The organism is Colwellia asteriadis (assembly GCF_039523295.1).
Lineage (GTDB): Bacteria > Pseudomonadota > Gammaproteobacteria > Enterobacterales > Alteromonadaceae > Colwellia > Colwellia asteriadis.
Window position 1 is genome coordinate 18,370 of record NZ_BAAAFA010000014.1, and the last position, 20,202, is coordinate 38,571.

Consider the following 20,202-nt stretch of genomic DNA (forward strand, 5'->3'; position numbering starts at 1 on the left):
ACGCTAATATTACGTGAATGAAGCCGTTCACAAAACTATATTGAACTAACAGCGCTTACGAGAATAAACAACCAAACAAGCGATCCCTATTAATATTTACCTAATAAATTTAATTAGTTGTAATGAATACAGTCCCCGTAATCACTATTGAGAGCTATTGCAATTACGGCGAAAAGTGCTAAGCTCCCCGCTCAAAAAATGGAATATTTTACTAGGGAAGTAACATGAAAAATTATTGGGTAAAGGTGCTCCTTTGCTGTATTGGCTATATTAGCTATATCGTTAATGTGCATAGCAGCTCTTTTTCTCTTGAGCATACAAGTAAAAACCCTAAAGCACCTTCATATGCCGGTAATTACCTTTCTCAAGAGCAATTAATTGAGCGCTTTAATTGGGGCTATAGTAAAAAACTTGATTGGAATAAAGATCAGAGCCTTTACGCACGTTTGCAAACACGAGGTTTTGATACCGCTTTATTAGATAGCTGGGTGCAACTTGGCTGGCTCAACCATACAGCTGCAATAGATTTAGGCCTCTACCTACTTAAGCATAACAATACTGACAAAGCACTCAACTTACTTGCACAAGTTGACTTTTCTACACTCGGCGATGTGATCAAGTTAGATATTGTACTAACACTTTTAACATCTCATCCCGAAAAACTCACCGACAGTTTCATTGAGCACCTTAAAATTGGCATAAAGCCCGTCGAAAGAAGTGACTTTGAAACATATAGTATGGATCATATTTATTTATCTTGGATGCTATATCAAGCAAGTGAATTATTTACGCTTGAGGGCATGGCATTGCTTAAGCGCTTATTTCAAAAAAACAATAAGCTACTACGCATCACAAAAAATACGGGTTATGATTTAAGCCTTAATGCTGCCAAATGGTGGTATGAGCAAAACAAACATCAAGCCAATTTAAAAGAAACACTGACGCAACAAAGGAATATGCAATTACTAAAGCATTTAGCAACGCTTAATGTTTTACAGTTAACACCTAAAGAGCTAGAAAATATCAATACGGCTTTAAGCTTGCAGCCCAAATTGAAAGATTTAGATGCTTCCCTGCCAACCGTTATTGATGGCAATATTGAGCCACTAAACCAGTTTATCTTAGCGCTTCATTTAGGCTACCCCTACCCTGAGAAGGTAATCGAAAATATTGATATTAATCTATTAAGTGATGCCGCGATACAACACTTATTTTCTTGGGCAGTAAGTGTTGATCACCAAATTTTAGTAAAAAAGCTGTTCACTACTGATAAAGTATATTTACTTGAAGCAAAAAGAAAGCTATGGACTTTGTTACAAATCACCGCCGCCCCACTATCCTGGTATAACGGTTTTATGGCAGAACAAGTAACCAGCTTTGCCAATGAAATGCTACAAAGCGAATGTAAAAGATCTGAACCTATTAAAGCCAACTATTTTTTAGAGGCAATCGACTTTACTACGTTAAACGACAGCGCGATCGTCTGTATTTTTTCATTAACCTTAAATAGTGATGTGCATAGTAAAGCTTGGTCGCAAGTGAATAACTTAACCGCTAATCAACAAGTCTGGGTATATAAAAAGCTAATCAACAACAACTTATTTTCCTTAGCAAGTTTAGCTGCTGATGGCGTGATTACTTTAGACAACGATACATTATTTAAAGCATTAGTACACAAAGATATGTTTTATCAGCTAAGCCACCATAGCCAGCTATTTTTACTTATGGGGGTTAGCGATATTCAATTACGCGACTTAATAGCAGTACATATTCAAGGTAATGAACAAGAACAACAAGCCAACTTCAAAATGTTGATAACTCGTCACAATCCCCTTAGCGCAATGTTTGTCGGTGACTCGTGGTTTCAGGCGAAAGTTTGTCAATTGCTAATTACCGTTCAAGACAGCGACACTTTCACTGCTGCACAAAAAACACTCACCAATAACACACTTAAGTGCCCGGTAGCAGCATTAGATAGCACTTTAGCGAACAACAGCATTAACTGGGATAATATTGAAAAAGCAGAGCATTTATTATCTCCCGCGTCACAGCGAGCATTACTATTCAACTCACTTGAGTCGCGCTCTTACTTTTATTTACTTAATTATATCGATGCGCAAACCATTAATAGCTTACTTATTAAGAATTCTGCCAATGAATCATTACTGACCCTAGTAAAAAAGCACGTTGAAGAAGATAGCACCGCTGCAACATTATTTTTGCCTTATATACGCCAGTTCGAGCCGAACTATAACTCCACTTATAGAAAGTCCACAGCTAAAGATAATTTATGGCAGGCAGCAAAAAACCTTGTAAGGAGCGCTGAGGTTTCCCCATTTAAGCAAGCACTTCACGCTTACCCATACTCGACTGAGACGATACATAACTTACTTAAGAGTTTTTCGTATGAAGCTAACCTTAACGTTCGAGCAATAGCGTTCTCAGCAATAGCGGAGCACCCTAACTTTACTGGTTACGTTAATAATTGGGCGCTATATAATTACTTATTTAGCTCAAACACTTCAGGCTCTGCAGAAGATTTACTCAATATTTACCAAAAAAATGGCTTTCGAATAAATGAGCTGGCTGAGCTTCCTCAAGGAGTGTATTTCTCATGTAAAGAGTTAGTGCAATACCTTAATCATGGACTGCCAAAAGACATTAAAACCGTCGATGGAAAAACGCTATTTGAAAGCTCAGTTAATGCCGCTATGACCCCTGAGTGTTTAGCTAAGCTAGACAAGTTAGCGGTTAATACCAAGACAGTATCGGATAATGTTTCAGTTTACCAAGCTTACCTTAGCGGGTTTCCACGTAAAGAAAGAAGCGACCATAAGCGGATCATTTCTATGTTCCAACAGTTTAAAAGCAAAGGCTTTAAAGTGAGTTCAGACGTTAAAACGAATAATAGATTAATAGAAACCACAGCTAACTTCCCTCCTCAAGTACTCGGTTTTTTACTCGATAACGGCATTGATATTAATGATGCCGCCAATATAAAACAGCCCCCTATTGCTCACATTATAAAGTCATCGAATATAGAGCTACTAAAATATGCGGTTAGTCGCGGGGCAAAACTGAATGTTAATTACCAAAACCAGCCATTATTATTTTTAGCTACCCGGTCGAGCGAAATAACTGAATGGATGCTTAGCAATGGTTATCCTGCCTGCATAAAGGATAAACAAGGTAAAACGGCTTACCAAAAAACTTACAATCGGAAAATAAAAAAAGTACTTGCGTTACACGGAGGTGACCAATGTCATTAAGATTTATTATTGGAGCAATTTTTACCTGCTTACTTTTTGGCTGTGGGAAAAGTGACGATTTAGATACCGCTGCATGGCAAGATATTATTGCACAGCAGTCATTACCAGCTGTTATCAGTGAAATTGAAAAACGTGAAGTTTTGGTAGCAGATGAAAACTCAGCATTACTTAACGCGGCAATTTCACACCAAAAAATAGACTTAATTGAGTATCTTTATGAGCAAGGCGGTTTATCTCGTGATGCTATTTTGCGTGGTTATAAACAATCTCCTGCTGAGCTAAAAGATACTTGGCAATACTTACTGAATTACAACAAGCTAAAATCTCTAGGGAGTAATTCCCCACTACCTCGCTCTCGTCAAAATTATAATTACTTTCCTGACTTAGTTTTACGGTTTAGGTTATTCAGTGAGCCGGGAAGTATCCATTACTCAGAGTACCAAATGAGGAGTTTACTATCTGACATTGGTGATGATTTAGGTTCTGAGGATGGAGATCCCTTTACCTCTGAAGTCGCTATATTTAAAGCGCAATTTCATCACTATTACGACGTAGAAAATACAGCTTACGTGAAATTTATGCTCGCGCTTTTCGATATAAAGTTTTTACGTAACATCAGCGGCCCATACATCGATATTGCCAAAGAAAAGGCGTATCAAACAATCAAGGTGTTATCAAACACAGATTATTCTCCGGCAATATTTTACGTTGCCGATAATATGAGAAAATTCTACCCAGAGCTATCCGGTGATGATAGGTTCTTGCAAAAAAAATCATTACTTGAACGCGCAGCTAAGCTTGGCGATAAAGAGGCGCAGTCTGCATTATTAAATTTATTTGATGATATGCTCGGCGGCCAGAGTTATAGGCTCGGCGGCCAGAGTTATGAAATTAGGTATGGCTACGCAAAACAATTTCATAATGTTCGCGCTTATAAAGAGCTGATTATTGACCTACTATATAGCACTGCTGAGAGCACCTATAATGGTAATGATGCAAGCGACACTGAAAAGCGCATTAAAACCTTTAAAGCAAAAGCAGCACCTTTATTTTTAGAGGCGACTAAAGCAGGCTTTTTTATTGAACACCTCGGAGTTCGTGATATCAAAGAATTGAGTATTAATTCGCAACTTGATTTTTTAGAAGGTTTTCTCATTCAAGGAAGCTATGATAAAGCAAAAGAACTCGCATTACTTTTATTACCATCGACATCTACGCAAAAGAACCTTAAACGCCTTATCCCCTTAATCATTAATAGCTCTCTTATAAATGATGCAGCGGTAATGAAAACTGTGATTGACACCGTTAACTTAGCGGAATATTTAAACAATATATCGCAACTGAACTCGGAAATAACCATTAACGGCAGTTCCTTGCTTACTTATTTAATCAGTAAAGAACAAATTGAACTAGCGCAGCAGTTAATTGAAAGCGATGTTAATATGCAAGAGCAGAACTTTGCCTATACCAGTTTATATACTGCAATAGAAATAGAAAATGATGCGCTTATTAAGGAGCTTTTAACTCGCGCTGAAATGCCAATTTACCTTAAACGTTACGGCTACCAAGAGCAATCTCTATTACACCTTGCTGTGAGTTTAGCTAACTTTTCTCTGGTTAAACAACTCACCAGTAAAGGGGCCGATATAGCAGCAAAAGATCGCAATGATTTAACCGCATTAGACTGGGCTATTTCACTAAAACTGACTGACATTGCTAATTACTTAGCACAGCAAATGAACGTAGATATAAGCCAGCGCCTACATGCTAAACCTAAAGATTGCATAGTAGATAGTAAGTCTCAACTGACTTGGCTAAATAAAGAGGCCACAGGTGATTCATTATTTAGCTGGAAGAGCAAAGTCACGCTAAATGAACCTGACAATTGTCAATACGAAGCTTGTAGCCTAAGTGCGGTGATTAAACGCCTAAATGATATAAAGTACTGCCAACGTAATGACTGGCGCGTACCTAGCGCTAAAGAAATGCAGTCACTTAGTGACGAAGTACTAAGCGCCCTCAAAGGCAAGCCTGCCGCTTACTACTTTGTACAAAATAAGAGTGGAAATTTAGGGTTATTAAATATTGATCGCTTTGGTAACGGGCGAATTAGCATTAATACCTATCAAGCACATATTTGGCCTGTTGCAGGTAAAGCTAAAAAATTAACCCGCAATTTAACGGCACATCAGTTCTCACTGGGTGGCCCACCTGTGGTCGTTGCTGCGGATTTATCTGATGAGGCAATTAAAAGTCGAACCGATGAAGAAAACTATCAACTGGCTTACCAGCTTTATTTTGGACAAGTGCAAAAGCGCTCAACCAAAAAAGCCTTAGCGCTGTTTGACTACCTTAAAGTAAAACAGCATGCCGGTGCCCATGCTTTTTTGTCTTATCATTATGAAGAAAAAAATAAACCACAGTTATCATTTCAATTTGCAATGAGTGCTGTAGCGGCTGCCAAAAATGAGCACTGGCAAGGAGGTGCAAAAGCGCGTTTAGGACGAGCTTATATCCTTGCTATTGGTACACCACAAGATGCGGTTCGTGGAGTCGCCTTATTAAAAGAAGCTATTGCGCTTAACAATGTTGATGCGATGGCAACCTTGGCAAAATATTATCAAGACAACAACAAAGTGACTGAGCACTATACCTATCGCAAAATGGCCGCAGCGAAAAATCACGCCGAAAGCCAACGTATTTTAGCTGTTATGTACGATTTTGGTTATGGTTTATCTATCAAAAAAGATACGAAAAAAGCACTTAGCTGGTTTCGCGAAGCGTCTAAAAATGGAGATATATTAGCAACTAGGCGGCTTATTCGTGCATATAAGAGGCAAGAATTAGGGCTAACCTTTTCACAGCCTGATATTGATATATTAAATAAGCGCTTAGGTAAGTAAGTCTTACAACTAATATTGAAACTAAATTGTCATTTAAACTCTTAAGCTACCCTGTAATTGAGTAAGCTAAAGCCTTATCCATAGCTAACTATGGTTAAGGCTTTTAGCGACAAGTGGTGATTGTGGGGCAAAAATATTAATGATTTCTCTTGATAGCGCTTGTGCTAATAATTGGTGCTGATTAACTTGCCAATGAACTCCTTCATCAGCACAAGTTTGTACAACACTACCCGCATCAAAAAAATAGCAACCTAGTTTTTTAGCAACCTGCGCGTAACGTGGTGCTAATTGCTGCGATTTTTTGGCACCGTTCTGGTAAATATTAATATACGAGCCAACTTCATACAAAGGCGGTGGTGCAATAATCATCACTTTACCTGTAGTATTTTGTTCTGCTCCCTTACCAACCGAAAAATTAAGTACTTGCTCTGTTAAACTTTGCATTGCAAGCGCAACGTCCTCAACGGTTAACGCAAAGCGATTTTTTAAGTCATTGGTGCCTAACATAATCAGTACTAACTCGGGTTTATACTCTTGAAGATAAGGCCTTAGGTAGCTTATACCTGACTTATCACCAGCAAAAGGAAAGTTGTGAACTAAAGTACGGTTAGGCTGCCCTGCTTCAATCACTGTTGCTACTTCAGATAACAACTGCGCTAATCTACCACTCCAACGTTGAGTTTTATTATAACGCTCACCACTGGGTGAAGTTCCCCAGGTATTAGAGTCACCAAAGCATAAAATATTTATCGTCACTCGTTTACCTCATTTTTTCAATGACACATTAATTATCGATAAAAAGAGCTGCAATGTAACGACATTATTAACTCAACATAAATGTACACATAATTGCGACTATGGTTACTTTATTTTTTCTTTATTGTTAAGTACCATATGGCGATATTTTATCCTGCGCTGTTATCTTTTATTAATAACAGCTTAAAATAGCATTAATATTCCTTAATACTACTAAATACAGTATTGGTAACCTACCTTAAATGCTAGCTTTACTACGATCACGGAGAGCAAATGCCAATCGTAAAAATTTATAAAAAACTGAGTCCTTTTCAGCGCGTTATTATTGCCTTATGTTTAGGTATATTTACTGGGATTTTTGTCGGCGAGCCTGCGGGTCAGCTTGAAGTTATTGGTAACGTGTATATTCGTTTACTACAAATGACTGTTTTACCTTATGTGCTAGTTTCTATTATTGGTGGTTTAGGACGCTTAGACAGTAATATGGCTAGCCGTATTGGTATGAGAGCGGTTAAAGTTATTCTTATCATGTGGTTATCAGTAATGGCAACATTACTATTATTACCACTTGCCTACCCTAACTGGCAAACAGCAGGTTTTTTCAGCTCAAGCATGGTTGCTGAGCCGAGCCAGTTTAACTTTGTAGAGTTATATATTCCGAGTAATATTTTTGCATCACTTTCTGGAACTATAGTCCCAGCAGTAGTGTTATTTTCACTACTTATGGGGGTAGCCTTAATACAGGTCAAAAATAAGGAAACCTTTCTAACACTAACCACCAACATTGGTGATAGCTTAATGAAAGTCGCATCCTATGTGGCTAAATTAGCCCCATTAGGTATTTTTGCCATATCAGCCTCTGCAGCAGGTACGTTAGCCGTTGAAGAATTAGGTCGTCTACAGGTATTTTTATGGGTCTATATCATCGCAGCTGCCTTGCTCGCTTTAGTATTTTTACCTTTACTTATTCATTGGGCGACACCGTTTTCATACCGTCAAATTATGTCAACCGCTGGTGAAGCGGTAATAACCGCAACCGCCACAGGTACTGTTTTGGTTGTTCTGCCGATGATAATTGAGCGCAGTAAAGCCTTACTCGCTGAACATAACATGCAATGCGAGGAAACCGACTCAACTGTTGATGTATTGGTGCCAACCGCCTACAGCTTTCCTAGTACAGGTACCTTATTAGGCTTAGGTTTTATTCTATTCTCGGCTTGGTATGTTGGCTCACCTCTCGCCTTTAATGACTATATTTCTTTTGTCGTGATGGGCGCTTTAACTGCCTTTGGTAGTATGGCCGTTGCCATCCCATTCTTATTAGATTTTTTTGATTTACCCGCAGACCAATTTCAACTGTATTTACTCGGTAGTGTTGTCACCGCTAGATTCGCTACAGGCTTAGCTGCTTTACATGGCTTTGTCGTAACGCTACTTGTTGCCTCTGCCGTGATCAAAAAACTACGCTGGCACCGTTTAATGCAAGCAATTGGCGTACATTTAGCGGTTACTTTTGGTGTTATGGTAGCGACAGGTATTACCTTAAGCTCTTTAATTCCATACAAATATGAAGGTGTAAAAACTTTTGAAACTATGGTGCCAATGAAGCAACCGGTTAAAATTGAACGACCTTCTGAGCTAACCCCATTATACGAAGATGAACAAAAACTACCTCGCTTGGAAGTTATTATGGAGCGAAAAATACTACGTGTAGGCTATTACGATGCGAGCCTACCTTATGTGTTTCGTAATAATGAAAATCGTATGGTGGGTTTTGATGTGGAGATGCTAAATGAACTAGCAGCTGATCTTGAAATCACCATTGCGCTGTACAATATAACCGACCGTGAAGATGAAGCTGAGTTACTCAGTAATGGCAGTATTGATATGAGCATTGGCGGCCATGTTATAACGCCAATGCGTGCACTTAATGTCGCTTTTTCAGACTCTTATACCTACCATACCGCGGGGCTATTACTAAGTGACTCAAGGCGTGATGAGTTTTCAGAGCTCAGCGCAATGAAAGAGATGCCCAATTTACATTTAGGTGTTGGTAGTACCAAGTATTATCAAGATATGGTAAAAGAGCACTTTCCTAATGCAACGTTAACCGAAATAGGCAAAGATAACGTCCGTGGCTTTCTTAGGGGTAAATATCCTGAGGTCGATGCGTTAGTGTTTTCAACCGAGGCGGCATCAGCATGGGCAATGCTATACCCTAATTACTCTGCCATTATTCCTAAAGGGGTAAGCTTAAGAGCTCCTGTTGGCTTTGTACTACCTAAAGGGCAACTAGATTATGTGCAATTTATTAACACATGGCTGAAACTTAAAAAAGAAAATGGCTTTGCACAAGAGGTTTATAACCACTGGATACTGGGAGAAAACCCACAAGCTATACAACCTCGCTGGTCTATTATGCACGATGTACTAGGCTGGTTTTAAGACTGAATAGACGACACATAATGCCTTAACTAGTAAGATTATTATGTGTCGTAAAATAGGCTAAGCTAAAATAAGCTTAGCTTACAATGTAAACGCTGTATTACTTGTTTCTAATTAACCGCAACCGCTTTAGCATTTGGTCTACGCGGATCAGCGGCCCCAAAATAAACGCCATCTCTTAGCATAATTGCTTGTAAACTGCCCAAAGATTTAGACTCAACCACGTTATACCCTAATATTTTAAGTAACGTTATCGAGTCTGCAGCAATATCTTGCTCAACCAGCAAACGCTCGGGTAACCACTGATGGTGAATACGTGGGGCATTAGTCGCTTCACTAATATTCATATCAAACAGTAAAACATTCACTAGCTGCTGGAAAACTGCGGTAATAATTTTACTTCCCCCTGGCGTACCTGTGGCAATATAAGGCTCATTATTTTTAAAGACAATAGTCGGCGTCATAGAGCTTAAAGGTTGCTTGCGTGCTGCTACAGCATTTGCTTCGCCGCCAACTAAACCGTAACTGTTAGCAGTACCTGGCTTAGCGGAAAAGTCATCCATGGTATTGTTCATGACAAAGCCGGTTCCTGGAATCGTTATACCACTGCCAAAATAATGATTAAGAGTGTATGTATTGCTAACAACATTACCCGCTTTGTCCATCACTGAAAAATGAGTGGTATCAGGGCTTTCATGTAAACTTGGCTGTCCTGATGATATTTCTGCTGACGGGGTTACGCGCTCAAGCGATATACCTTGTGCAAGCTTTTTAGCATAGCTTTTACTAATTAGGCCTTGTGTTGGTACTCGAACAAAGTCTGGATCACCTAAGTGCATACTTCTATCGGCATAAGCGCGTTTAAATACTTCTGCTTGTAAGTGCATCATAGAAGCACTCCCCTGGCTTAACGCCTGTATGGGCAGCTGCTCTAGCATATTAAGCATTTGTAATAAGTGCACACCACCAGAGCTTGGTGGTGGCATAGTGACAATATCATAACCATTAAAAGTTCCTGTAAGGGGCTGCATTTCCTCAACACGGTAATTAGCTAAATCTTTCAGAGTAATTAAGCCATTACCGGTTTGCATCTCAGTCACTATTTTGGTTGCAATATCTCCTTGATAAAAGCCCTTAGCGCCATGCTTAGCAATGTAAGTTAACGTATTGGCTAAATCAGGCTGCTTGAATAGCTCGCCAACTTGATATAATTGGCAGTCTTTTTTGAAAAATACGCGACAGCTTTCTGCATTACGTCTTAAATTATCAAGCTCTTTCTCAATAATATAAAGCATGTCATCAGTGACAGCAAAGCCAGAAGTAGCTAGTTCAATAGCAGGAGCAATAACTTGTGCTAAAGACATAGTGCCATATTTATCTAATGCATGAGCCAAGCCAGCAACCGTTCCTGGAATACCTGATGCAGATAAGCTTTGTAAGGTTTTATCGGTGTCAACTTCTCCTAATTCATTTAAAAATAGGTTTCTATGAGCTGCTTCTGGTGCTTCTTCTCGATAGTTAATTGCAATAGTTTTGTCGTCTTTGGCTAAGTGCACCAACATAAAACCACCACCAGCTAAGTTACCTGCTCGAGGTAGCACTACAGCTAATGCAAAGCCAACTGCGACGGCAGCGTCTATTGCATTGCCTCCTTGCTGCAATATATCGGCACCAACCTTACTTGCTAAATCGCTTTGACTCACCACCATACCTTTACGGCCAATCACAGGGTGATGAATATCGTAATAATTAACAATACTTTTTTGCTCATTTATTTGTGTAGCAGTTACGGTTGGAATTACAGAAGGGTTTTGGGCATTCACTTGCTCAGGTATAAGGGCTAGGCTAGCTATAATGCTGCTAGCTAATAAATGGGGTATTTTAGGTGACGCAAAAGAGAACATGAATTTACTCTACTGGTTGATGGTTATTATTTTTGTCGTTTAATGTCTTGACTATATTGTGAATAAACTAGTTTTTAAATTCGCTAATATACCACTGCGTATGTTTAGCGACTGTATTATTGTATTGCGTTTGCAATGACGGTAGTACCACACTATCTGGAGCGCCAGTTAATTCATCCATAAAAACTTTTTTAGTTTCTGTTGCCAGTACTAACACATTGTCATACTTACCATGACAAAAGCCCGCTAAATAGCCTTTACCATAGAAAATGTCATTTTCAGCGGCTGTAACGTCAATACCGTCGACTTGCATACTTTGTAAATCATGTAACCAGCGTTCAATGACCGGTCGCCACTTATCGCTTTTGACGGAGCTTGTACCTAAATTAAACACAGGTAAATCTTGGCGTTCATGTCTTTTATAGTTATACGAGTGGTTGTCATAAACAATACATTGACCAAAGTCTTCAACAAGTGCTTCAACAATCGCTGCCACAATACGATAAAATTGTGCATGTTTTGCTTTGCTTTCATTAACCTCTTCACTTGTTAATGGTGTTTGCCAAATATCTTTTCCCCAAGCCGTTTCATAGACACACTCTTGTGTATTACGGTTTAAGTCATATTCATAACGTGAATCATGGGCAATTAGTGTGATGGTTTGTTCTTGAATAAAGCTACCAGTATAGGGGTCTTCTTCGTAATAGCGTGATGTTTGGTCAAGTAAACAATTTTCACTTAATGACGCTCTAAGGTTACCGCCATCATGAATCGCAGCTGACATTGCTGGTAAGTATTCAGCTATTTTTAATGTAAAAGCACCGCCGATGATAGTCGCGGTAAAGCATTGACGGTTATTAATATGTTCTATAATTTCGAGTTCTGATAATTGTTGTTGCATAAGTTAAGGCCTTAACAGAAATAACATAAAAGACATCATACAACTTGTTTATCAAGTAATTAAGTATTTATCACATTCCGTGTAGGAAAGGATTTATTTACCCTTGCTTAAGCCCCTTCTCTACTGTGCTGTCATCCATAAAAGAAAAACCTATCTCACTTAAATTTCCTTTATTATTGAGTACATTATAATGCTTATTTTGTAATGCTTCTGGACGATAAAATTGATCGGTGCGAATACGTTCAATAACGCTGTAATGTACAAGCGGTAAGAAGGGTGATGCAGCTTCATTAACATTCACCCGAATAAGACGAGGTGCCCTTAAGAAGCTTTTCTTGCTTTGCAACGTTTGATAATGAAGTATATCTAACGCATCGGGTTTTATTTCTAATTTCTCAGACGTAATTAAAAAGCGTTCATTATTAAAAATAAGGGTGTGATCATTAAATGCGGTTATAGGTAAAATAATAAGTTGGTCTTTTATCTCCTCAAGCATGAACTTCAAGCATATATCTGACAGACCATCTTGCTGATAGCCGCCACCAATATCACTATGAACGCCTGAAAACCATACCTCTTTAATGCGTGAGTCTTTATTAAATAATGTTGGTTGAAAAACTAAGCGCTGCTCATCAATAGCTACTAAATGTACCGCTTTTTCAACATGCTGCCCCAACACATCATTTTCAAAAACAATACCACTGGCAGGAAAAGTTTTAGGGTTTAAGTCCAACGAACCTCGCGTTGCTGCAACAGTATCAAAAACGCCAACAAACTTAACAGGCAAAGAAAGCTGAGAAGTAAATATACGTGCTATTGCAGCACCGCGACTAAAACCAAAGATATAAATATTATCGCCGTCTTGGTAATGCTTAATTAAATCAGACTTTGCTTGTGCCAGAATATCTTCCATTTCACCATAGGGTGGGGCAAAAGCACTATTAAGCAATCGTTTGAACCAGCTGCCTCGGGTACCAATACCGCTGTAATAAAAGCTTTGTTGGTGAGATAGTAGCTCAGAGTGTGTATGCTTAGTTGGCAGTTGCCCACCAAAAAACAAATGCAACTTCAAAACATTAGTTATGCTTTCATCGCGATTATTATCGACAATATCTTCGGGGCTATTACTGGTACCATCAAAGCAAAAAATTAAATTTTTCATATCATCCTTGAAGTTAAAGCTACGTAAAGCTAATCCATAACAACTAATTTTATCTGTTAATTGTCAACCTGCTCTAATAGCTCTTCCATTAAACGATTGTTATAAGCGTGAATAATACTTTGACTCTTAAACAGTTGCGGTAGTTCAATAATAAAAGTAAGTAATACTAATGCAATTCCCGCAGCTATAAACGACCCTGTTAGAATAAAAACACAACCGAGTAACATTAAACCTAGATTGATTGCGCCCCGCTTCCACTTCCCTAAATAAAAATGGTGTAGTCCTGCAACAAACAACCAGTTTAGTGCCGCATAAGTGTCAGGGTCTTTAAGGTTTTCAACTTCTAAATTGTAATAATGACGTTTTTGTTCAAGGTTTAGGCGAGAAATTTGCTCTCTTAAGCGGTTTTCTTCTAACTTTAATAATACGTTAGTCATAACTTATATCCTTATAATTATTACTACTTAACTTTATGAATGTATTTGATAAAACATTTACTGCGTTGGGATCTCATCAGAAATAACCTCAATGCAGTCTTTATCGTTACAACGACAAATTCTGCCAATGCCAAGTCTAACGCCTTTAAAAAAGCCGAAGCGTTCAACCGCTTGATAAGTATATTCTGAGCATGTTGGAGAAAAGTTACACGATAAAGCGAAGTGGCGCTCTGAGCCACCAGTTTTTTGATAATAACGAATAGATTTCAGCAAGGCCGTTTTAATCACGAGATTTACCCAGTGTTAAAATAACGGCTTCTCGAGACCAAAAAAGCCAAAAGCGTTTTTGTTCTATTACTTGAAAAACCAATTGCCAACCATTAGCAGCCTCTTGATTTAATGTCGACTCCAAACGTTTAAGTGGTAAGCCGCTTGAGCCTAGTAATAAAGTACCGCAGCCCCCTTCAGTGACATAAATAACCTTATATTCATCGTATTGTGCCATAGAGCTTCCTTACTATTGATTAAAGCGTTGTTACTGCTTCCCAAAATATAAAAGCTGCCCATAAATAGCAAGCACTTTATTTACCGTCCTGTCACTGGTAGAATTTACCGAATTCTATTATTACCAATACGAGAACGATTAATCATGGGTAGAGCTTACCAAAACCGAAAATTATCAATGGCTAAAACAGCCGGAGCCAAAACTAAAGTTTATTCTAAATATGGTAAAGCCATCTATGTATGCGCCAAAAACAATGGCTTAGACCCTGATGGAAATTTAGCATTGAGGGGTTTAATTGATCGCGCTAAAAAAGATCAAGTACCTACTCATGTAATTGATAATGCGATAAAAAAGGCATCTGGTGCTGGCGGTGAAGACTACGCAGAAGCCCGTTATGAAGGCTTTGGCCCTGGCAACTGTATGGTTATTATTGACTGTTTAACCGATAACGGTAACCGTACCATTAAAGATGTTCGTCAATGTTTTACTAAAACTAACTCAAAAATTGGCTCTTCTGGTACTGTATCGCATATGTTTGATCACCAAGCTATTTTTGCTTTTAAAGGTGAAGATGACGAAGCCGTTTTAGAAACTTTAATGATGGCAGATATTGATGTTACCGATGTTGCACTAGAAGATGGCATTATTACTGTTTACGCTCCACATACTGAGTTTTTCAAAATCAAAACCGAGTTTGCTAACTCAATGCCTGAGTACGAATTAGAAGTTGAAGAAATTACCTGGGTGCCACAAACCTATGTTGATATTGAAGGTGAAGAAGACTTAGCCAACTTTGAGAAGTTTATTGCCATGCTTGATGATTGCGATGATGTACAAAACGTTTATCACAACGCTGAAGTAAAAGAGGAAGCTTAAGCTTTCTTATTCAGTAAGTACTTATTCAGGACGGGTCACAAACTTCCATAAAAAAGCAGCTATCAAGCTGCTTTTTTTATGGTTATCCGTTTAACTAACAACTAGACCATTATAGTAAATGATTAATCGTAACTTCAGGGCTAACATCAGCGTCATAGTCAACGCCATCAACACCAAAACCAAATAACTTCAAGAACTCAGCATGGTAACCAACGTAGTCAGTTAACTCGTCAATTGTATCAGTATCAACTGTATTCCAAATATCAGTAACACGTTGTTGAACGCTATCTTCAAGCTCTTTATAGTTTTGGCTAAAACGGCCTGCTTCATCTAAACGTGGTGCTTCATTGTAAATATTTTCTTTGAACAAGTTATCGATTTGCTCAATACAACCTTCATAAGTACCGTCAGCTTTCATCACTTTAAACATCGCTGAAATATATAACGGCATAATTGGAATTGCTGAGCTTGCTTGCGTTACTACGGCATTTAATGACGTAACATTGGCTTGACCATTAAGAGCTGCAGTAGATGCATTAATTGCACTTGCTGCACGGTCTAAATCTTCTTTGGCTTTACCAATAGTTGCTTTACCGTAAATAGGCCAAGTAAGCTCTTTACCAATGTAAGTATAGGCAACGGTTTTAACGCCTTGTGCTAATACATCCGCCTCTTTAAGCGCATTCATCCATAATTCCCAGTCTGCACCGCCCATTACATCAATAGTACCTTGAATTTCAGCTTCATTTGCCGCTTCAACTGACACTTCATCAATAATACGCTTTGAGGTATTTAAGTTTTTAGTGGTAACACTTTGACCTATTGGCTTTAAAGTAGACGCGTAAACTTCACCTGTATCAGGATCGGTTCTACGTGGAGAAGCTAAAGAGTAAACCACTAAATCAATTTTACCCATATCAGCTTTAATTGCTTCAATAGCTTGTGCTTTTACTTCATGAGAGAAAGCATCACCATTAATGCTTTTCGCATAAATACCTGCTTCATCAGCCGCCTGTTGAAAGCCTGCGGTGTTATACCAACCTGCTGAAGCTGTTTTTTTCTCTGTTGGTGGTTTTTCAAAGAAAATACCTAAAGTTTTAGCGTTATAGCCAAATGCAGAGGTAATACGTGACGCTAAACCATAGCCTGTAGAAGCGCCAATCACTAAAACATTTTTAGGGCCCGCTGTAGATGATGAAGCGTTTGCTTTTACGTAAGCAATTTGTTCATTAACATGCGCTTGACAGCCAACAGGGTGAGCATTAGTACAAATAAAACCACGAATTTTTGGTTTGATAACCATAAGAGAGCCTTTTTTATTTATGTTAGTCACGACGTTACGCTAAATCAATATTGCTGATAACGGCGTGTTGAAATGTATGTCATATTGGCGACATTGTACCTTGACTAAACTTTTAAGAGGTACGATCAGATAATATGATCTTTATTTACCGCCACCTAAACAGTTTGGCGACAAAGGTGTGTTTTCTGCGTAATGCTCATCCCACTCTTTTTTGGTGTAAGCGTGAATAGCCAACGCATGAATTTTTTCAGCTAACTCTGTTGCCAATACTGAATTTACTGCGCGATGGCGTTTAATACGCATTGCGCCATTAAACTCATCAGAGACCACAATCACTTTAAAATGCGATTCACTGCCCGGTGGTACATTGTGCTTATGGCTTTCATTTACTACATCTAAATGTAAAGGAGAAAATGCATTAAGAAGTTTCTGTTCAATTATTGCAGCAGTAGTCATTTTTATCCCTGATAATATTATGTCAATTATTCTTAGCTAAATCGGAAATTATTTTAGCTGATTTAAGAGGATAGACCAACAATATGTTATGAAATATGTCACAATATTAGGCTGTAATTTCATTTAATTGGTAAGCTAAAAACCATGATCAGCCCGTTTATTGTCAATGACAAAAATTTATTCTTAACTCGTTTTCCCGTAGCACAAGTAAACCGAGACTTGCAGGCATGGGACGCTGCCGATGAATACTTAATTAATCATATTACAGAACATAACCTTATTAATGAAAACAGCCATGTGGTTATTTTTAATGACAGTTTTGGTGCTCTAGCAACAAGCTTTTGCCAGCCATCACTTAGCCCCGCTAGCGTAACTTGTGTGAATGACTCATACATCAGCGCTCAAGGTATTCGTCATAATATTTCAGAAAATAACTTAGACGACAGTAAAGTAACCTTACGATCTAGCTTAGATAAGCTACCTGAAAACATTGATATTATTTTGTTCAAAATACCTAAAAGTAAATCAATGTTAATTGAACAACTGATACAAATTAAAAATAATGTAAACGATAACACCGTATTTATTGCTGCCGATCGTGCTAAAGAAATTCATAGCTCAACATTAAAAGTGTTTGAAAAGTACTTGGGTACAACAAAAACCTCATTAGCGGTCAAAAAAGCTCGTTTAGTGTTTTGCCAATTTGATAATAAACAACAGCACCAATCACCATTCCCAACAATTTGGTCGCTTGATGATAAGAACACTTCACAACAATTTACCATCAGTAATCATGCTAATGTTTACGCACGAGAAAAGCTGGATATTGGCGCACGCTACTTTATTGAGAACTTACCTAAGGTTAATGAAGGCTGTAAAGTGATTGATTTAGGCTGTGGTAATGGCGTTATCGGTTTAACCGTTTTAGCACAACAACCAACAGCCCAAATACAGTTTTTTGATGAATCATTTATGGCTATTGCATCAGCTGAAGCGAATGTGAACACCAACCTGCCAGAGCATGCAAGACAGTGTACTTTCAACTTAAATGATTGTTTAACCGATGTTGAAAGTAATAGTGTTGATTTAATATTATGTAACCCTCCTTTTCATCAGCAAACGGCAACAACCGATCATATCGCTTGGCAAATGTTTAAAGACAGTTATCGCGTATTAAAAAAAGGCGGCGAATTACGTATTATAGGCAACAGACAACTGGCTTATCACATTAAACTAAAACGTATTTTTGGTAATGAGACTCTGATCGCCAGCAACGATAAGTTTGTGACACAATCAGCTATTAAAAAATAAAATTTTTGAATAAATGAGTGATTACTCAACATTAGCACAAGGAAAACTTCACCATGAAACCGATGGCATCAATGCAAAAAACGCTATTTTCAGCAGTAACAGCCCTTTTAATTGTAGGCTGTAGCAGTGCGCCAACGCACGTAATTTTAGCACCACAAATTATTCAAACGCCAACAAATACATACAATACTCAAGCATCATTAAATGTTGTTGATATGCGTACCAGTAATCACATTGTACAAATATCTCAAGAAGGGGAAGCGGCGACTATCTTGTCGTCTCAACAGCGTTTAGAAGAGTTAATCAACAGTACGCTAAGCAGTACTTGGAAAAAGCAAGGCATTGGCTTTAATAGTATTGCCAGTACAAAAATTGATATTACTATTGATAAAGCCATCACCAGTGTTACTCAAAAAACAATGAGCTATACCACACAAAGTGAGCTTATCATTACCGTAAAAGTTGCCAATGCGCAGCAAACATTAACCAACACCTTTAAAAGCCGTGGTAATAGCGAAGGCGCTTTAAAAGCCGATATTGCCGTATTGGAGCGTGACTTTAATAACAGTTTAAATACCCTATTAACGCAAATAGTGAACAGTAACGATATTCGTAACTTTTTAGCAAATTAATTCAGCTCACTTTCATAACCACCAAAGGTTCTTTTATGACAACGTTAACTAAAATCATTATTGCCACGGTATTGGTGTTTACCAGTTTATGCAGTAAAGCAATTGATCCAACAAATATTTATCCGAAAGTAAAATTAGAAACCTCTATGGGGGTTATTATCGTAGAGCTAGATCGCGTTAAAGCTCCTATTACTGTTGATAACTTTCTTACCTATGTGGTTTCAGGTGAATATAACAACACTATATTTCATCGTGTTATTGAAGGTTTTGTCGTACAAGGCGGCGCCTATGATACTGACTTTAGTGAAAAAAAGTTAAACAAGAGTATTTTTAATGAATCGGGTAATGGTTTGAAAAATGACTTTGGCACTATTGCTATGGCAAAAGAAAGTCGCCCGCATACAGCTAACCGTCAATTTTTCTTTAATATGGCAGATAACGATAGTTTAAATCCAGGTAGAGGCTGGGGCTATGCCGTATTTGGCGCTATTGTTGAAGGTGAGGAAGTATTAGAAAAAATATCTAAGGTAAGTACCGACTACCACCAAGGTATGGCATGGAATGATGTTCCCGTAGAACCAGTGTTACTGATTAAAGCCACTTTACTCCCTACTGACGAATAAGCTACTCCTACTTTACAATTTGATTACAAATTAACACCAAAATAAAAGGGCTATTTTTTGACAAATAGCCCTTTATCACCGATACCTAATAAGGTTAGCAAGCGTCACATATCTAATTATAGCTATAACATAGCTACGCTTGGTCACATCACAATCAAACGTTTAACTTGAGTGGTTAATTAGAAACTCGAAGTCTAATGCTAAACTAGTAATAACGTAGCCTATCGTTATTTACAGCCGATAATGGCAATTTATTACTGAGCGTTAAAGGAGATTTCATGGTAATAGAGCAGTTTATCAATAATAAAATTATTCAAATGCATGCCTACGTCAACGCTGTTATTGATAATGAAATACATTATACCGAATTAGATCAATTTATATTTGATACCATGGCTGAGTGGACCTTACTATCGGTAACCGATGAAACCCCTAGTTCTGCAAAAGAACGAGTTTTTTGGCACTTAATGCACGAGGTGAGCTTACATGGTGCACAGGCGCTTAACCAAGACTTATTTTTTAAAAGTGAAATGAATACCTGTTTAGACTTTTTTAATGGTATTGGCAGTTATCCTATTGATTGTATCGGCTGGCGGCCACTGCCGTAAGTAACCTACTTAAACAAACATCGGTTACTTTTTTGCTGTGTACCTTATCAAGGTAATACGCTCAATAATAAAGAGCGCAGCTAGTTATTCAACACCCACTCATTCGCGTAA

17 protein-coding genes are annotated in these 20,202 nt (G+C 38.1%); 8 read left to right on the plus strand and 9 right to left on the minus strand.

What is annotated here, in order from left to right; all coding sequences use genetic code 11:
• The first annotated feature begins 224 nt into the window (after window positions 1-224).
• Together ABD005_RS17045 and ABD005_RS17050 are read left to right on the plus strand one after the other, a co-directional pair.
• The gene (locus ABD005_RS17045) at window positions 225-3,269 is read left to right on the plus strand and encodes an ankyrin repeat domain-containing protein (protein ID WP_343818936.1); all 3,045 of its coding nucleotides are present in this window, start codon (window positions 225-227) and stop codon (window positions 3,267-3,269) included.
• Window positions 3,260-6,172, plus strand: a complete 2,913-nt coding sequence (locus tag ABD005_RS17050; RefSeq protein ID WP_343818938.1) for an ankyrin repeat domain-containing protein — start codon at window positions 3,260-3,262, stop codon at window positions 6,170-6,172. The genes ABD005_RS17045 and ABD005_RS17050 overlap by 10 nt, the downstream gene beginning before the upstream one ends.
• 84 nt (window positions 6,173-6,256) lie before the next feature.
• Here ABD005_RS17050 and ABD005_RS17055 read toward each other — a convergent pair whose 3' ends face one another.
• A complete protein-coding gene (locus ABD005_RS17055) occupies window positions 6,257-6,928 on the minus strand; it encodes an SGNH/GDSL hydrolase family protein (RefSeq protein WP_343818939.1) in 672 nt (223 codons plus the stop codon).
• Between the two features lie 273 nt (window positions 6,929-7,201).
• On the opposite strand from ABD005_RS17055, the gene ABD005_RS17060 reads away from it, so the two are divergent.
• Window positions 7,202-9,373: a cation:dicarboxylate symporter family transporter gene (locus ABD005_RS17060; protein ID WP_343818940.1), complete on the plus strand. Its 2,172-nt coding sequence runs from the start codon at window positions 7,202-7,204 to the stop codon at window positions 9,371-9,373.
• A gap of 110 nt (window positions 9,374-9,483) precedes the next feature.
• Here the strand turns inward: ABD005_RS17060 and ggt are convergent, their stop codons facing one another.
• From ggt to ABD005_RS17090, 6 genes are all read right to left on the minus strand, one after another.
• Entirely contained in the window at window positions 9,484-11,277 is a 1,794-nt protein-coding gene (ggt, locus tag ABD005_RS17065; RefSeq protein WP_343818941.1) for a gamma-glutamyltransferase, read from the minus strand.
• Between the two features lie 67 nt (window positions 11,278-11,344).
• On the minus strand, window positions 11,345-12,178 hold the full coding sequence (locus ABD005_RS17070) for an N-formylglutamate amidohydrolase (RefSeq protein ID WP_343818942.1): 834 nt from the start codon (window positions 12,176-12,178) through the stop codon (window positions 11,345-11,347).
• A 97-nt stretch (window positions 12,179-12,275) separates the two neighbouring features.
• The gene (locus tag ABD005_RS17075; protein WP_343818943.1) at window positions 12,276-13,340 is read right to left on the minus strand and encodes a phospholipase effector Tle1 domain-containing protein; all 1,065 of its coding nucleotides are present in this window, start codon (window positions 13,338-13,340) and stop codon (window positions 12,276-12,278) included.
• A gap of 56 nt (window positions 13,341-13,396) precedes the next feature.
• Window positions 13,397-13,777, minus strand: a complete 381-nt coding sequence (locus tag ABD005_RS17080; RefSeq protein ID WP_215980935.1) for a TM2 domain-containing protein — start codon at window positions 13,775-13,777, stop codon at window positions 13,397-13,399.
• Window positions 13,778-13,834: 57 nt separating this feature from the next.
• The gene (yidD, locus tag ABD005_RS17085; protein ID WP_343818944.1) at window positions 13,835-14,065 is read right to left on the minus strand and encodes a membrane protein insertion efficiency factor YidD; all 231 of its coding nucleotides are present in this window, start codon (window positions 14,063-14,065) and stop codon (window positions 13,835-13,837) included.
• On the minus strand, window positions 14,058-14,282 hold the full coding sequence (locus ABD005_RS17090) for a DUF4177 domain-containing protein (RefSeq protein WP_215980933.1): 225 nt from the start codon (window positions 14,280-14,282) through the stop codon (window positions 14,058-14,060). The genes yidD and ABD005_RS17090 overlap by 8 nt, the downstream gene beginning before the upstream one ends.
• 144 nt (window positions 14,283-14,426) lie before the next feature.
• Between ABD005_RS17090 and ABD005_RS17095 the strand changes: the two genes are divergently transcribed.
• The gene (locus ABD005_RS17095) at window positions 14,427-15,158 is read left to right on the plus strand and encodes a YebC/PmpR family DNA-binding transcriptional regulator (protein ID WP_343818947.1); all 732 of its coding nucleotides are present in this window, start codon (window positions 14,427-14,429) and stop codon (window positions 15,156-15,158) included.
• 109 nt (window positions 15,159-15,267) lie between these two features.
• Here ABD005_RS17095 and fabV read toward each other — a convergent pair whose 3' ends face one another.
• Together fabV and ABD005_RS17105 are read right to left on the minus strand one after the other, a co-directional pair.
• A complete protein-coding gene (gene fabV, locus ABD005_RS17100) occupies window positions 15,268-16,461 on the minus strand; it encodes an enoyl-ACP reductase FabV (protein ID WP_215980931.1) in 1,194 nt (397 codons plus the stop codon).
• A 141-nt stretch (window positions 16,462-16,602) separates the two neighbouring features.
• A complete protein-coding gene (locus ABD005_RS17105; RefSeq protein ID WP_215980930.1) occupies window positions 16,603-16,917 on the minus strand; it encodes a BolA family protein in 315 nt (104 codons plus the stop codon).
• A 144-nt stretch (window positions 16,918-17,061) separates the two neighbouring features.
• Between ABD005_RS17105 and ABD005_RS17110 the strand changes: the two genes are divergently transcribed.
• The 4 genes from ABD005_RS17110 (at window position 17,062) to ABD005_RS17125 (ending at window position 20,091) form a co-directional block, all read left to right on the plus strand.
• The gene (locus ABD005_RS17110) at window positions 17,062-18,228 is read left to right on the plus strand and encodes a methyltransferase (RefSeq protein WP_215980929.1); all 1,167 of its coding nucleotides are present in this window, start codon (window positions 17,062-17,064) and stop codon (window positions 18,226-18,228) included.
• A 53-nt stretch (window positions 18,229-18,281) separates the two neighbouring features.
• Window positions 18,282-18,860, plus strand: coding sequence for a YajG family lipoprotein (locus ABD005_RS17115; RefSeq protein WP_252738955.1), 579 nt, complete (start codon window positions 18,282-18,284; stop codon window positions 18,858-18,860).
• A gap of 35 nt (window positions 18,861-18,895) precedes the next feature.
• Window positions 18,896-19,483, plus strand: a complete 588-nt coding sequence (locus ABD005_RS17120; protein WP_343818950.1) for a peptidylprolyl isomerase — start codon at window positions 18,896-18,898, stop codon at window positions 19,481-19,483.
• A 278-nt stretch (window positions 19,484-19,761) separates the two neighbouring features.
• Window positions 19,762-20,091: a hypothetical protein gene (locus tag ABD005_RS17125; protein ID WP_215980927.1), complete on the plus strand. Its 330-nt coding sequence runs from the start codon at window positions 19,762-19,764 to the stop codon at window positions 20,089-20,091.
• The last annotated feature ends 111 nt before the right edge of the window (window positions 20,092-20,202 follow it).

Excerpts from the sequence above, each read along its gene's own strand:
- ABD005_RS17045 (WP_343818936.1), top strand. The coding sequence starts at position 225 with ATGAAAAATTATTGGGTAAAGGTGCTCCTTTGCTGTATTGGCTATATT.
- ABD005_RS17050 (WP_343818938.1), top strand. The coding sequence starts at position 3,260 with ATGTCATTAAGATTTATTATTGGAGCAATTTTTACCTGCTTACTTTTT.
- ABD005_RS17060 (WP_343818940.1), top strand. The coding sequence starts at position 7,202 with ATGCCAATCGTAAAAATTTATAAAAAACTGAGTCCTTTTCAGCGCGTT.
- ggt (WP_343818941.1), bottom strand. The coding sequence starts at position 11,277 with ATGTTCTCTTTTGCGTCACCTAAAATACCCCATTTATTAGCTAGCAGC.
- ABD005_RS17070 (WP_343818942.1), bottom strand. The coding sequence starts at position 12,178 with ATGCAACAACAATTATCAGAACTCGAAATTATAGAACATATTAATAAC.
- ABD005_RS17075 (WP_343818943.1), bottom strand. The coding sequence starts at position 13,340 with ATGAAAAATTTAATTTTTTGCTTTGATGGTACCAGTAATAGCCCCGAA.
- ABD005_RS17080 (WP_215980935.1), bottom strand. The coding sequence starts at position 13,777 with ATGACTAACGTATTATTAAAGTTAGAAGAAAACCGCTTAAGAGAGCAA.
- ABD005_RS17090 (WP_215980933.1), bottom strand. The coding sequence starts at position 14,282 with ATGGCACAATACGATGAATATAAGGTTATTTATGTCACTGAAGGGGGC.
- ABD005_RS17095 (WP_343818947.1), top strand. The coding sequence starts at position 14,427 with ATGGGTAGAGCTTACCAAAACCGAAAATTATCAATGGCTAAAACAGCC.
- fabV (WP_215980931.1), bottom strand. The coding sequence starts at position 16,461 with ATGGTTATCAAACCAAAAATTCGTGGTTTTATTTGTACTAATGCTCAC.
- ABD005_RS17105 (WP_215980930.1), bottom strand. The coding sequence starts at position 16,917 with ATGACTACTGCTGCAATAATTGAACAGAAACTTCTTAATGCATTTTCT.
- ABD005_RS17110 (WP_215980929.1), top strand. The coding sequence starts at position 17,062 with ATGATCAGCCCGTTTATTGTCAATGACAAAAATTTATTCTTAACTCGT.
- ABD005_RS17115 (WP_252738955.1), top strand. The coding sequence starts at position 18,282 with ATGAAACCGATGGCATCAATGCAAAAAACGCTATTTTCAGCAGTAACA.
- ABD005_RS17120 (WP_343818950.1), top strand. The coding sequence starts at position 18,896 with ATGACAACGTTAACTAAAATCATTATTGCCACGGTATTGGTGTTTACC.
- ABD005_RS17125 (WP_215980927.1), top strand. The coding sequence starts at position 19,762 with ATGGTAATAGAGCAGTTTATCAATAATAAAATTATTCAAATGCATGCC.